This is a genomic window from Pedobacter arcticus A12 (assembly GCF_000302595.1).
Classification (GTDB): domain Bacteria; phylum Bacteroidota; class Bacteroidia; order Sphingobacteriales; family Sphingobacteriaceae; genus Pseudopedobacter; species Pseudopedobacter arcticus.
Map to the genome: position 1 here is coordinate 263,595 of NZ_JH947126.1, position 13,618 is coordinate 277,212.

The following is a 13,618-nucleotide window of genomic DNA, read 5'->3' on the forward strand; positions in this document are numbered from 1 at the left end:
TATCTATATGGGAAATTTTACGGATAGGCAAATAGAAATTATAGAAGCCGCAACAGCCCGAATTGATAAATACGGCATCCAAAACCTTACTATAAAAAACTTGGCAGCCGATATAGGCTTGTCAGAACCGGCCCTATATCGTCATTTTGCAAGTAAAAATGAGATCTTACTGGGTTTGCTAAACTATTTCATCGCAGAAATGAAAAACCGTATCCAAGGCATTGCTATGAATCCAAACAACACGGAAGGAAATAATTTAAGAGCCATTTTTAATTCTCAATTACTGGCGTTCACAAATAAACCAGCGATAGTAAGTGTGATTTTTGCAGAAAGCATTTTCCATTTTGATGATGGCCTGAGTGCTAAAGTAGCCGAGATTATGGACCTCATGCACAAATACGTTAGCGATAATATTAAAAGCGGACAAGAATCTGGTAAATACAGCAAGCTCATCGGTGTTTCCACACTTACCACTATAATTATCGGTTCCATACGCTTAACCGTTCTCAAATGGAAATTGTCCGGACATAAATCTAATCTACTAAAAGAAGGAAACGCTGTTTTAGACGGCATCTTAAAAATGATTGAAAACAAAAACTAAAAAATCATGAAAAAAGTATTTTTATTAGCGTTAAGCGCTATCATTTTGTCGAGCTGTGGTAACAACTCGACAAAATCACAAAACAACCAAGAAAAAGTAAGTAGCGAAGAACATCACCATGATGAAGAAGCTAATGCTATTCAATTAAATCATGGCGAAAAATGGGTGGTAAATAACGAAATGAAACCTTTTGTTTTAGAAGGAGAAAACCTCGTAAATGGTTATTTGGAGAATAACGATACAGATCACAAAATACTTGCGGAAGAAATAAAGGCACAAAATAGCATGTTGGTAAAAAGTTGCACCATGAAAGGCGAAAGTCATGAAGCACTACACAAATGGCTTCATCCGCACTTAGAACTGGTAAAAACCTTAAAAACAGAGACTGATAAAGCGAAAGCGTCAGAAATCATTCTTCAACTGCAACAATCCTATCAAACATACCGTCAGTACTTCAATTAACTAATACCTTAAAACAATGGAAAAGCAAAAGAAATTTTCCGTACTACACCGAGTTCTGCATTGGGTAATGGCTATAGCAATGCCTGTGTTATTTATCACTGGGTTTTTGCGGATGTATTGGATGAACAAAAATGGCATCGTGTCTATCATCCAAAGTAAAACAGAAACCACTCCCCTTTCAAAAGATCAAATGGTTAGTATCACAAAAGCAATTCGTGAGCCTATGTGGCAATGGCATGAGCTGTTTGCGCACATCATGATCATCGCTTTTGTTATCCGTATATTGTATATGCTGGTTAAGGGAATCCGCTTCCCAAACCCATTTAAAAGCAACACTAGCTTTAAAGAACGTTTGCAAGGTTTAAGTTATGTGTATTTTTACGTATTCGTTTTCATTTCCGCATTTACCGGAATCTGTATTGAAAAAGGCTTCTTAGAGCAGTGGAAAGATGGAATAGAAACCGTTCACAAGTGGGGGATTTACTGGTTCCCAATTTTTATTGTTTTACACATGGTTGGACTTATTATCGCAGAACATTCTAATAAAAAGGGTATCGTCTCAAAAATGATTGGGGGAGACTAGGTTCTTCTCCACTTAATGGATTTTGATTGTTTAAGACTTGGGCATTTTCCCGAGCTATCGGGACTTGCCTGCGCCGGTTGCCACAAAGCGTTATTCCTCCGTTGCTATCAATAACGCAACACCAACTAAATATATAATACAATTTCACAAGGTTATATCTCAAAAAACCCTTATAACTATTGAAACGCATTCTTTTATTTTCGATATTCTCTCGTTCTAGTTCTAAATAGTATTGCAACAACTTCAAAAAGGCTGTGCTTATAAAGCTTTGTGATTTAGAAGTTTTTTCACCCATTAAGATTCAACCAACTTCCCAAGCGATTAAATTTTTTTAATCTTCTTAAAGATTGGCGGTACCTGATGCAAAAAGAAGTGCTTTCTGGTTTGTTGTTAAGTACAATTTTGGGCGTTATCGAGTTCGTTAGAATTTTTGTTTGGCAGAAGCTGGCTTTTATGATTATGGTGAGTTTTGGTTTTCCATTGCTTTAAGTATCCGTTTCGTTGGTATTTATTGTGCTCTGGGGAACACTTTCGGGTTCGTTAATTCCCTTTATCTTGAGAAAAGCAGGTTCAGATCCGGCAACAGCTTCTGCACCTTTTGGGACAACTTTGACAGACCTCACTGGACTTGTTATTTGTTTTCGGTTGCAGCGTTCTCTTTTAACCGGAAAATCATTGTAAGTTTTAATGTTTTAAAAACCTTCTAAAACCAACAAGCCACCCAATATGAGTGGCTTTGTTGGTAAAACTAGTTGGACAACTAATTATCTTTTTGGATTGATTACTGATGAAACCGCTTCAGTATCGTACTGATTAACTGTGAAGTTAAATGGTGTGAAATTATACATTATTGAAGCCTGCTCGTAAATCAAACAGTTTTTTCCTTTTGGTTGTATAGCGTACATTACATATAAGCCACCTCCAGAATTAGGACAAGTAATACATGTTACGTAAGGCTTACAAGTTTCGTTAGCAATTGCTTGCCAAGACTGGATATGCTCGTTGTAATAAGTATTGATTTCTTCCCAGCAAAAATCAATTGGCTCTGGATCTACTACTGGACCTGTGGTTCCAACAACTGGACGGAATAAATTATTTTTTTCTGACGCTTTTTTCAAAAAAACTCTGTCTTTTTTACCGCTGAACAAGGCTTCCAGTTCAGACTTAGATCCTACTACTATTGCATTTTCATTTTCTCCTTTGAAAGAGCTTTTTTGCATCGCTACTGAAAATTGTTCTTTTGTGTCTAACTTTGCTTCTTTCTCTTTTTTGCATCCAAAAGTAACTAAAAGAATAAAGCTTAATGCTCCGATGATGGTTCTTGAATTTTTCATGATGTATTTGTTTTAAAGGTTAAATAATTATGTTGTTTCCTTTATATAAACTCATCTCAAAAATTGTTACCCCTCCCTTTAGAAGTTAATTAGCGAAAAGCGAACTTTATTTTCATAAAAGCTCAACGTACCATCTTACAACTACGTTTATATCATCTAAAAATAATTTTTATTCTATTTAAAAAAGTTAAAATCCAGTGGCATTTGCAATACAGCGTAGTGAAAAACCAGCTTATTTAAAGCATCAGTTTATTATTTCCATGGATAATTTGTGTAATTTATTGTAATGTTAAAAAACGTAGCAGAATTGCACAGAACTACGTATTACACATAATATATCACTAATTTTACTCTTATGAAGATTTTTTTAATAATTATGTCTCTATTTATAATGGGATGCACTAAAAACAAAGGCACTATTCAGGCCGTTGGTCAAATAACAGAAATTGAATCGTTGAGCGAAATCTCTTTAGGACAAACAGATACTGTGGTGGTCATATTTAACGGCGGTACAAATGGTTGTGCAATAGCAGATCATTTAGAAACAAAAGTGACCGACAATTCAGTCAGTATAAAAGCGTATTATAATTACCCTAAAGCGCAGGAAATTTGCACTACGAATATTCCGGTGCATACTTTGAAGTACACTTTTAAACCCACGAAAAAAGGGCTGTATACTTACAAATCTTTTGATGGGGAGATTACCGTTACAACGTTGGTCAAATAATCTTAAAATAAAAAAGCCTCTAGACAGCAAATCGAGAGGCTTTATTTTTATAGCGTTCTGTTAATTATTATATAATCAATAATATAACAATGATTACTAATAAGGCAGTAACAGAAAGATAAATCCCACCATTGCTAATTGCGTTTGCTTCACTCTTCATCTGCTTTAGCTCTGTTCTTAAAGCTCTTTTCTCTTGTCTGTTCAGCTCACTTTTATCCATATTTCTAATTTGCTCAACCCTGCTAGTTAGCTGTTCTAGTTTAACCTGTTGAGTAGCTGATAAAGCTTTGTCATTCTTTTCATTTGCTGATGCGATGTTCACTGTTGAGATTAGCATAACAAAAGAAAACGCGATGTACATTAATTTTTTCATGTGTTTGATTTTTGGTGAATAATAAATATATGATTAAAAACTGAGCCAAAATCAAGAAATACGCATGAGCCACAGATTCCTACATTCCTTAGCTAAAACGACATCAATTTTAAAACAAACCCTCAATAGTGTAGCTATTTAAGTACACCTAATTAAGTAAAACTTGTTTCTGCGGATGGTTTGCCACAAAATCTGAAAGTAGTTTCTCAATAGCCAAATAAGAAGGATAAGGCGTTAGTTTTAATTTTGCGATTTCTAAATCTGTAGGAACTTCTTTTTCGGTAACATAACCCATTCCACAAAGAGCACCTTTTTCTACCAAAATACAACTCTTTTCAAATTTATTTCGACCTTGATCAACAATCAAATAGCTAGGCAATTCTTTCATTACTTCTTTAATCATCAGGTTTACCCTTTGATTATAAAGCTCAACAGCTTCTTGCAATATACAAGCACCTTTGCAAACCTTGTTTTCCAAGCCAATGCAACCTATATTACTTTTCTGCAAATCGCAAAATATGTTACATAAAGTAAATTTTTCGCACCATAAACGCATTAATCGTTGCGCTTCTGCAATAGAGCTGAAAAGAAATACGGAGTCTACATATTTGTTTTTTTTACCGATAGCTAAACGCAGATAACCATTTTGATCTTCATATTTATATAACGCAAATCTTTTTTCGGGATGTTTGGCTGCTTTATTCTTCTCGGGCCAAAGCCTTTTAATTTCAACATTCTCTAAAATCAGCGCTTGTAACTCTGTGCCACAAACTTGGTGAGATATCTTGCGGATCTCTCGCAAAAAATCCTGCTTGTTTTTATGGGTATCGTTATTAGAGAAATGACTTAAAATACGTTTATACAGGTTTTTTGCTTTCCCAACGTAAATAATCTTATCCTTTTTATCTTTAAAATAGTAAACGCCGGGCTGTCTGGGAATTCCTTCCAATTGCAAACGAGAAATATAAGGAGGCAAAACCTCTTCTTTAGTTTTAGCGTTTAACGCTTCATCAATATATTGATGCTCATCCGCATCAACCATCATTTTAAAAAGTACAGTAGTAGCTAATGCATCGCCAGCGGCTCTATGTCGGTTCTCGATAGTTATATTTAAACTTCGGCAAAGCTTACCCAAACTGTAAGACGGCAAACCTGGTAATATTTTACGGGCTAAGCGCACCGTACATAATTTTTTGCTATTGAGCGTAAACCCTTCTCGTTTTAAATGATGATTAATAAAAGAGTAGTCGAAATTTACGTTATGGGCAACAAACACTCTACCATCAAGATAATCGAAAATAATTGGTGCAACTTCTTCAAAAGTAGGTGCACTCTTCACCATTTCATCGTTAATACCTGTAAGGCTTTGTATAAAAACAGGAATTTCTTGTTTTGGATTAATAAGCGTTTGGTATTCGTCCACAACGTTTTCACCGTCGTGGATATAAATTGCAATCTCCGTGATTCCATTTGCGTTTGCATGGCTTCCGGTAGTTTCAATATCAACAATTGCATAAAGACGGCTCATTAGGCACAAAAGTAAACATATTTACTAATATTATTAGCAGAACCAGTGAGTGAAAATGAAATTTATTTAGTGAGTATCCTAGGTGTTTCGGTAAACACAATACGCTAAATTGGCGATTAAGCTAAAATAGCTACAAAAACTTTAATAAAAACATTGTTTATAATGTCAACAAAAAAAGCCCCAACCATGGGTACAATTAAAAATGCTTTGTGAGACGGGCCATATTTATCGGTAATAGCCTGCATATTCGCAACAGCAGTTGGCGTGGCTCCTAAGCCAAAACCGCAGTGGCCAGCGCTTAGAACAATAGCATCGTAATCACCTCCCATAAATTTAAAGGTTATAAACCTTGCAAAAGCTATTAGTAAAACAGTTTGCAACAGTAGTATAATTAAAACCTGGGTTGCTAATCCCTGAAGTTGCCATAGTTGCAAAGACATGATTGCGATTGTTAAGAACAGATATAACCCGGTATTTCCAATAATATCTACCGCATGCTCATTAACAATGTAACTAGAAAATCGGGTAACGGTATTTCTTATAATAACGCCAATAAACAAACACCATACAAAATTTGGCAATTCGAATGATGTACTTTTAAAAGCTTCGTACAGATACAAACCTACCGCTATTGATATCGCAACCATTGTAAGCGTTTCAATCATATTACGCACATTTATCCTTCTTTTTGATAATGGGCTTTCAAATGTTTCAATTGGTTGCTCGGTTTCCATCATATGGTGCGGCTTTATCTTCTTTTTTTTGATAAGTACTTTTGCAACAGGCCCACCAATTAGCCCTCCCATCACTAGTCCATAAGTAGCACAAGCCATGGCAAGCTCCATAGCACCTTCAATATGAAATACCTCTGTAAGGTTTTCCGCCCAAGCCGCACCAGTTCCATGCCCACCGGTGAGTGTTACTGAGCCAGCAATTAAGCCATAACTAGGATTGATGCCTAATAATTTTGCAAGCGAAACTCCGAAGATGTTTTGTAAAAAGATAAAGGCACCTGTAATGGCAACAAAAACAATTAAAGGTTTACCACCTTTTTTTAACCTTGCAAAATCTGCACTTAAACCTATAGACGTAAAGAAAACAAGCATCATTGCCGTTTGTAACGAAGTTTCGAAATTGAAACTTAAGCCCATGGTATAATAAAATAGGTATAGGATAATGGCAACACAGAATCCGCCAACTACAGGTTCGGGGATATTGTAATCACTTAGAAACCTAATTTTTTTAACAAGAAAAAATCCTAACAATAGAACAATGCAGGCAAAAGCTAGGGTCTCAAAAATTCCAAACGACATAAAATTGATTAGTTTAGGTTTAATCAGTGAAGTAGCCGAAGTTAATAATAATAACATTTACTCCTATTTGTTAACCCTATTTTTGCGTTAATTGTTAATCTTTTATCAAATTCATATCTTATTTTTTATCTTCATCGGATTTATTTTTTAATTATGATTCAGAAAGCACTATTAACAATTGGCATAACGGCGTTTGTATTATCAGCAAATGCACAAACTGCAAAAAAAACAACGGCAAAAAAAATTGCTCCTATTGCAAAAACAACCGTAAAACCGATGACCCAGCTTGACTCTGCAAGTTATTCTTTTGGGATGAAGATTGCGCAGGGTTTAAAATCTGATGGCGTTACAAGCCTAAACTACGATTTGATCAAACAAGCCATGCATGATGTATTTACAGATCAAACATTAGTTGTAAACGATGAGCTTGCAGGCAAAACAATTGGTCAGTTTTTACAGAAAATCAGTAAAGCAAAATATGCCGTTGCCGAAGAAGCTGGCAAAAAGTTTTTAGAAGACAACAAGAAAAACCCAAAAATAACCACAACAGCCAGTGGTTTACAGTACGAAGTAATTACAATGGGAACTGGCGTTAAACCCGCCGATACAGATACCGTTACTGTACATTATAAGGGGTCTTTAGTTGATGGTAAGCAATTCGATAGTTCTTATGATAGAGGAGAACCAATATCATTACCTTTAAACGGTGTAATCCCAGGCTGGACAGAAGGTGTGCAATTAATGCCTGTTGGTTCTAAATTCCGCTTTTACATCCCTTACCAATTAGGTTATGGCGAAAGAGGTGCTGGACAAGACATTCCTCCTTTCAGCACTTTAGTGTTTGATATTGAATTGATGAAAATCGGCAGTTAGTCGATTAAAATTGAGGATTAAAAAAGGCTGTAAATCAAATGATTTACAGCTTTTTTTGTGGATAATGCTTTTTTTTATCACACGCTACCATCAAAACAGCAAACAACGTTACAGTGTATCCTTAGTTTATAGAAATTTAAAAACTTCTTTCCATATTTTATTTAAGCTTCTTAGCTTTGTTTAAACAGCGATTAGTAATTAAAAGGTATCCTAATCACAAAAAAAACCTTACTTTGTTAGATTATTCATCATCCTAAATTATTGGAATTATTGCCAACGTTTAGGTTTTTAATCTTTATACCTTAAACGCCTTGCGTTTAAATTTTAATAGTTCAATTATATCGTGATCAATTTTTCTTCTAAATTACCTCAAACACCAAATAATATTTTTTCAGAAATGACCGCCCTGGCAAATCAGCATCAGGCAATTAACTTATCCCAAGGCTTTCCTGATTATGATATCGACCCTGCTCTGATAAAACTGGTTAATCAAGAAATGCTCAAAGGAAACAACCAGTACGCACCTATGCCGGGTATTTTAAGTTTAAGAGAAAGTGTTTCCGAGAAAATGCAAGCCTTGCATAACTCTTACTATTCACCAGAAACTGAAATTACGATTACTGCAGGTGGCACTCAAGCAATTTACACTGCAATTGCTGCTGTAATCAAACCTAACGATGAAGCAATTATTTTTGAACCAGCTTACGATTGTTATGCACCCACGGTAAGAGCTTTTGGTGGTTTGGTTAAACCTTACGAAATGACTCCTCCTTTTTATGATATTGAATGGAGCATGGTAAAAAGGTTGGTAACGGCAAATACAAAACTCATTATTATCAATTCGCCACAAAACCCTTGCGGTAGAATTTTAAAAGAGGAAGACATCAAACAACTAAAAATTATTACCGAAAACACAGATATCTTAATTATTAGCGATGAGGTTTATGAACATATTATTTTTGATGGTCAGCAGCATTTAAGTTTATCGCAATTTCCAGAACTTAAGGAACGCACTTTTATTACGGCAAGTTTTGGTAAGCTATTCCATTGCACCGGCTGGAAGGTTGGTTACTGTTTAGCACCAGAAATGTTGATGAAAGAATTCAGAAAAATCCATCAGTTTTTAGTTTTTAGCGTTAACACGCCGATACAACATGCACTTCACTCCTATTTAAATAGCAATCAATCGTACTTAGAACTTGCTAGTTTTTTCCAAAACAAACGAGATCTGTTTAGATCCTTATTAAAACCATCAAAATTTACCTTGCTACGGTGTGAAGGTTCATACTTCCAAAACGTGAGCTACGAAAATATATCGGCTGAGAAAGACGTTGATATTGCGGTTCGTATTGCAAAAGACTATAAAGTTGCCTGCATACCTAACTCAAGTTTTTACGCGAGAAGTACCGATTTTAAGACCTTAAGGTTCTGCTTCGCCAAAAAAGACGAGACTTTAGAAAAAGCAGCCGAATTGTTAAACAAAATATAATTTTTAATTTAGCATAATCTACAAATACCGAAAATATGAATGCATTAAAAGTGACGCTTCTACAGGCTTATTTGTTTTGGGAAAACATTGATAAAAACCTGCATAACCTAAGTTTAAAACTTTCTACAATTCAAGAAAAAACAGATATCATTATCTTACCAGAGATGTTTACCACCGGCTTTAGTATGAACGCTAAAACCTTGGCTGAGGAAATGGACGGTAAAACCATGAAATGGATGCATGAGAAAGCAAACCGTTATGATGCCGTGGTTACGGGTTCTATAATTATAAAGGAAAACGAGAATTTTTACAATAGGTTAATATGGATGAACCCAGATGGGACTTATCAATATTATGATAAAAAACACCTCTTTACAATGGCCAAAGAAGATGAGGTTTATACTGCTGGCGATAAAAAACTAATCATTGATTTTAAGGGCTGGAAAATTATGCCTGTGATCTGTTACGATTTGCGTTTTCCGGTTTGGCTACGAAATCGTGGCGAACTTTACGATTTACTGTTGGTCGTTGCAAGTTGGCCAGAAAAAAGAGAACAACACTGGAATACCTTAATACCAGCAAGAGCTATTGAAAACCAAAGTTATATCATCGCTTTAAACCGCGTTGGGCATGATGGTAATGAGATTTATTACTGCGGAGATACAACCTGCTTAGATCCAAACGGCCGTGTGGTTTATTACAAAAGAGATGACGAAGACCTTTACACCTTCACTATTTTTAAAAACGAAGTGGAAAAAACCCGTCAACAAATGCCCTTTTTAAAAGATGGCGATGATTTTATGCTCACTTAATAAAGCAAAATAAACAACCTAACTAGGTTTTGTTTTTTGGTCAGATTAAAATTGTTAAATAGTGTTAAATTGGCAATAACCGCCTATTTATCCAATTATCTAAAAAACAAAATTTATATTTGCTTAACCTTTTTATTCTGTTTTTAGTTACTTATTTCGTGGCTAAATGGCACTAATATTCTTATATGTTCAGAGAAATACAGCTTAAAGCAATTAGATATCCGCTTATCGTTATTTATTTTGTTATCCTGTTTTTTTGTGCCTTAGAAGTTAATTTCTTAGGCTTATTCGGCTTCTCACCCGCAAAAAAAGACATTAAATTCCCCTCCTTAAATATCTCATCCGAAGTTTACACTGCCGATAGCGTTTTAATAGGCAAATACTACACAGAAAACAGAACGCCGGTTGTTTTTAAAGAGATTGATAAAAATCTGATAAATGCCTTAGTAGCTACCGAAGATGTACGTTTTTTCAAACATAATGGCGTTGATTTTTATTCGGTGTTTTCTGGCTTGATATCTACCGCAACCGGTGATAAAAGAGGCGGAAGCACCATTACCCAACAATTGGCTAAAAACCTATATCGTACCCGAGTTAACAAATCACAAGGGTTAACCAGTAAAATACCTTTGGTGCGCACTTTAGTTTCTAAAATAAAAGAATGGGTTACCGCCTATAAATTAGAAGGCAATTATACCAAGGAAGATTTAATAACCATGTACCTTAATACTGTTCCTTTTGGCAACAACTCTTATGGTATAAATACGGCTTCAAAGCATTATTTCAACAAATCCGTTAGTGAAATTAACCTTCAGGAATCTGCTACCTTGGTGGGGATGTTAAAGGCAACTTCTACTTATAATCCAATAAAAAACCCAGAAAACTCAAGAAAGCGCCGAAATGTTGTTTTGTCGCAAATGCAGAAATATAATTTCATTACCGAGGCGCAGTATAAAGAAGCTTCAGCTACAAAAATTGTATTGGATTTAGGCAAAGATGTTGGCAAGAACGATGGAAGCTCGTACTTAAGGGCAGCCGTTGCAAAATGGTTGGATAAATGGTGCGATGAAAACGACTATAACCTTTATGAAGATGGTTTGAAGATTTACACTACCATTGATTCAAAACTGCAAAAATACGCCGAAGAAGCTGTTCATGAGCAGATGACTATCCTCCAAAAGAGGTTTTATAATGTTTGGGGCAATGAGGATCCTTGGCGGGATTCTAACGATAACATTATCGAAGATTTTGTACAAAAGAATTTAGATAGATTGCCTTGGTACAAAGGCGTAGTACGCGTACTGGATAATAACCCCGATTCTTTAGCTGCATTTTTAAACAAAAAGAAGAAGATGACGGTTTTTTCTTGGGATGGAAATAAAGAAGTCGAATTTTCTACCATTGATTCTATAAAATACTACGCAAAAATCCTAAACACAGGGATGATGACTTTAGATCCCTTTAGCGGAAAAATTAAAGTTTGGGTAGGTGGAATTAATCATACGTATTTTAAATACGACCACGTAAACCAGTCAAAGAGGCAAGCGGGCTCTACTTTTAAACCTTTCGCCTATTTAGCAGCAATTGAAAGTGGAATTGATCCTTGTGATAAATTCACCGATAAACCCGTTAGCATTAAATACCAGGTTGGCAACAAAACCGAAGTTTGGGAGCCTAAAAATGCTGACTGGAATTTCTCGTATCGCGAGATGTCTTTACGTTGGGCTATGGCAAAATCTGTAAATTCTATTACCGCACAAATTACCGAGAAGGTAGGTTGGGACAAAGTTGTAGAATATGCGCATAAATGTGGTATCGAAAGTAAGCTACAGTCCGTACCGTCTGTAAGTTTAGGCCCTAATGATGTTTCAGTATATGAAATGGTCAGAGCCTACGGAACGTTCTTAAATCAAGGTAAAAAGGTAGATCCTATTTTAGTTGAGCGAATTACCGATCAAGACGGGCGGATAATTGAAACCTTTAAAGCCAAACAAACAGAAGTATTGAGTAAAGAAATCGCTTGGTTAATGCTTTACATGTTTAGAGGCGGTATGGAGGAGCCGGGTGGAACTTCGCAAGCCTTATGGGAATGGGATTTATGGAAGAAAAACAATCAGATTGGCGGAAAAACAGGAACCTCATCAGACTATGTTGACGGCTGGTATATGGGAATTACTAAAGATTTAGTGACTGGTGTTTGGGTTGGTGCTGATGACCGTAGCGTACATTTTAAAACTTCGGAAACAGGCGAAGGGTCTAGAACCGCTTTACCAATTTTTGCAAAATTTATGGAAAAGGTTTATAAAGACCCGAGTACTGGAATTACACAGGGTCCGTTTCCAAAACCCGAAGTAGAAATAACTCGTAAATACAATTGCGTATCGCCACGTATTGTTGTTGATACAACCGCAGCAGATAGCACAATGGTTGACTCCCTAAATATGCTTGATAAGCCTACAGAAAACGAATTAACGGATCCGCAGTTAGAGATTAACCCACCAGTGGGCGGTTCTACGGATAAAAACACGGATGCAAAAAAAGATAAGAAAAACCCAACAGAGGTAAATAAAGAAAATAAAAATAAGCCTGCCGAAACGGAAGAACTTTCTAAACGTGAGCTTCGGAAGCTAAAAAGAGAGCAAGAAAAAGAAAATCGAGGAAACTGATTTATAAAAATCAATGATTAAAAATCGTTTTGATGATAATAATAGCGCTATGAAACTATACTTAAATAATCTTTACAGAATCACAGCAGTTTTAAGCCTGGTAACTGTGCTTATGCTTTGTGTTTCCTCATCAGTAAAGGCTCAGTACTTTGGGCAAAATAAGGTAAGATATAAAAATTTACAATTTAAGGTTTATGAAACGCCCCACTTTAACCTGTATTATTATACCAAAAACGATAGTTTGATTAAAGCTTTCGCAAAAGAAAGTGAAGCTTGGTACTCTATGCATCAGCAGGTTTTTAGAGATACTTTTAGAAGAAAAAATCCAATTATTTTATACGGAAACGCTCCGGAATTTCAACAGACTACGGTAATTGATGGTGAAATTGGTGTGGGTACCGGAGGTGTTACTGAAGGGTTGAAAAATCGTGTAATTATGCCTTTACAGGAGATTAATGCGCAAACCCGCCACGTATTAGGTCATGAACTCGTACATGCGTTCCAGTACCATTCGTTGATTGAGGGAGACTCCACACAGTTAGAAAACATTGGTAATTTACCTTTGTGGATGATAGAAGGTATGGCCGAATATCTTTCTTTAGGAAAGGTTGATGCAAATACCGCCATGTGGATGCGTGACGCGGTGCTAAATAAAGACATTCCTACCTTAAAAGACTTAACAACCAATAGCAAATACTTCCCTTATCGTTACGGACAGGCTTTTTGGTCTTTCATCGGTTCTACAAGAGAACTCTCCTGCCCTAAGTATCTCAAAAGATAACGATATTGTTTACTCCTACTATCGCTCGCAACGCTATACTTTGTACAATGCTAAAAGCACTGAGTTTACAGCTAAG

General features: G+C 35.8%; 13 protein-coding genes and 1 pseudogene. 10 read left to right on the forward strand and 4 right to left on the reverse strand.

The window, feature by feature from the left end:
- The first annotated feature begins 7 nt into the window (after nt 1-7).
- The 4 genes from B176_RS0108030 (at nt 8) to B176_RS21380 (ending at nt 2,327) form a co-directional block, all read left to right on the forward strand.
- Complete coding sequence (locus tag B176_RS0108030) at nt 8-601, forward strand: TetR/AcrR family transcriptional regulator (protein WP_017258285.1); 594 nt, start codon at nt 8-10, stop codon at nt 599-601.
- A gap of 6 nt (nt 602-607) precedes the next feature.
- On the forward strand, nt 608-1,063 hold the full coding sequence (locus B176_RS0108035; protein WP_017258286.1) for a hypothetical protein: 456 nt from the start codon (nt 608-610) through the stop codon (nt 1,061-1,063).
- Between the two features lie 16 nt (nt 1,064-1,079).
- Nucleotides 1,080-1,646 carry a cytochrome b/b6 domain-containing protein gene (locus tag B176_RS0108040; RefSeq protein ID WP_026063224.1) on the forward strand — a complete coding sequence of 189 codons (567 nt, stop codon included), beginning with the start codon at nt 1,080-1,082 and terminating at the stop codon, nt 1,644-1,646.
- Nucleotides 1,647-2,147: 501 nt separating this feature from the next.
- The gene (locus B176_RS21380) at nt 2,148-2,327 is read left to right on the forward strand and encodes a magnesium transporter (RefSeq protein ID WP_262495916.1); all 180 of its coding nucleotides are present in this window, start codon (nt 2,148-2,150) and stop codon (nt 2,325-2,327) included.
- An 83-nt stretch (nt 2,328-2,410) separates the two neighbouring features.
- On the opposite strand, the gene B176_RS0108050 is transcribed toward B176_RS21380, so the two are convergent.
- Nucleotides 2,411-2,980, reverse strand: coding sequence for a hypothetical protein (locus B176_RS0108050; protein ID WP_017258289.1), 570 nt, complete (start codon nt 2,978-2,980; stop codon nt 2,411-2,413).
- A 376-nt stretch (nt 2,981-3,356) separates the two neighbouring features.
- Here B176_RS0108050 and B176_RS0108055 point away from each other — a divergent pair, with 376 nt between their 5' ends.
- Nucleotides 3,357-3,707, forward strand: coding sequence for a hypothetical protein (locus tag B176_RS0108055; RefSeq protein WP_154647926.1), 351 nt, complete (start codon nt 3,357-3,359; stop codon nt 3,705-3,707).
- Between the two features lie 67 nt (nt 3,708-3,774).
- On the opposite strand, the gene B176_RS0108060 is transcribed toward B176_RS0108055, so the two are convergent.
- The 3 genes from B176_RS0108060 to gltS all read right to left on the reverse strand — a co-directional run bounded on the left by B176_RS0108060 (nt 3,775) and on the right by gltS (nt 6,978).
- Nucleotides 3,775-4,080: a hypothetical protein gene (locus B176_RS0108060; protein ID WP_017258291.1), complete on the reverse strand. Its 306-nt coding sequence runs from the start codon at nt 4,078-4,080 to the stop codon at nt 3,775-3,777.
- A 148-nt stretch (nt 4,081-4,228) separates the two neighbouring features.
- Nucleotides 4,229-5,608, reverse strand: coding sequence for an exonuclease domain-containing protein (locus B176_RS0108065; RefSeq protein ID WP_017258292.1), 1,380 nt, complete (start codon nt 5,606-5,608; stop codon nt 4,229-4,231).
- A gap of 116 nt (nt 5,609-5,724) precedes the next feature.
- Nucleotides 5,725-6,978: a sodium/glutamate symporter gene (gltS, locus tag B176_RS0108070; RefSeq protein ID WP_017258293.1), complete on the reverse strand. Its 1,254-nt coding sequence runs from the start codon at nt 6,976-6,978 to the stop codon at nt 5,725-5,727.
- A gap of 96 nt (nt 6,979-7,074) precedes the next feature.
- Between gltS and B176_RS0108075 the strand changes: the two genes are divergently transcribed.
- The 5 genes and pseudogenes from B176_RS0108075 to B176_RS19220 form a co-directional block, all read left to right on the forward strand.
- Nucleotides 7,075-7,794, forward strand: a complete 720-nt coding sequence (locus B176_RS0108075; protein WP_017258294.1) for an FKBP-type peptidyl-prolyl cis-trans isomerase — start codon at nt 7,075-7,077, stop codon at nt 7,792-7,794.
- Between the two features lie 343 nt (nt 7,795-8,137).
- Nucleotides 8,138-9,283 carry a methionine aminotransferase gene (locus B176_RS0108080; protein WP_017258295.1) on the forward strand — a complete coding sequence of 382 codons (1,146 nt, stop codon included), beginning with the start codon at nt 8,138-8,140 and terminating at the stop codon, nt 9,281-9,283.
- Between the two features lie 35 nt (nt 9,284-9,318).
- Nucleotides 9,319-10,095: an amidohydrolase gene (locus B176_RS0108085; RefSeq protein WP_017258296.1), complete on the forward strand. Its 777-nt coding sequence runs from the start codon at nt 9,319-9,321 to the stop codon at nt 10,093-10,095.
- Nucleotides 10,096-10,280: 185 nt separating this feature from the next.
- Entirely contained in the window at nt 10,281-12,761 is a 2,481-nt protein-coding gene (locus B176_RS0108090) for a penicillin-binding protein 1A (RefSeq protein WP_017258297.1), read from the forward strand.
- A 112-nt stretch (nt 12,762-12,873) separates the two neighbouring features.
- A pseudogene (locus B176_RS19220) lies at nt 12,874-13,544 on the forward strand (basic secretory protein-like protein); the annotation flags it as partial.
- Nucleotides 13,545-13,618: the final 74 nt, after the last annotated feature.

Excerpts from the sequence above, each read along its gene's own strand:
- B176_RS0108075 (WP_017258294.1), top strand. The coding sequence starts at position 7,075 with ATGATTCAGAAAGCACTATTAACAATTGGCATAACGGCGTTTGTATTA.
- B176_RS0108040 (WP_026063224.1), top strand. The coding sequence starts at position 1,080 with ATGGAAAAGCAAAAGAAATTTTCCGTACTACACCGAGTTCTGCATTGG.
- B176_RS0108050 (WP_017258289.1), bottom strand. The coding sequence starts at position 2,980 with ATGAAAAATTCAAGAACCATCATCGGAGCATTAAGCTTTATTCTTTTA.
- B176_RS0108055 (WP_154647926.1), top strand. The coding sequence starts at position 3,357 with ATGTCTCTATTTATAATGGGATGCACTAAAAACAAAGGCACTATTCAG.
- B176_RS0108035 (WP_017258286.1), top strand. The coding sequence starts at position 608 with ATGAAAAAAGTATTTTTATTAGCGTTAAGCGCTATCATTTTGTCGAGC.
- B176_RS0108060 (WP_017258291.1), bottom strand. The coding sequence starts at position 4,080 with ATGAAAAAATTAATGTACATCGCGTTTTCTTTTGTTATGCTAATCTCA.
- B176_RS0108085 (WP_017258296.1), top strand. The coding sequence starts at position 9,319 with ATGAATGCATTAAAAGTGACGCTTCTACAGGCTTATTTGTTTTGGGAA.
- B176_RS0108090 (WP_017258297.1), top strand. The coding sequence starts at position 10,281 with ATGTTCAGAGAAATACAGCTTAAAGCAATTAGATATCCGCTTATCGTT.
- gltS (WP_017258293.1), bottom strand. The coding sequence starts at position 6,978 with ATGTTATTATTATTAACTTCGGCTACTTCACTGATTAAACCTAAACTA.
- B176_RS0108065 (WP_017258292.1), bottom strand. The coding sequence starts at position 5,608 with ATGAGCCGTCTTTATGCAATTGTTGATATTGAAACTACCGGAAGCCAT.
- B176_RS0108030 (WP_017258285.1), top strand. The coding sequence starts at position 8 with ATGGGAAATTTTACGGATAGGCAAATAGAAATTATAGAAGCCGCAACA.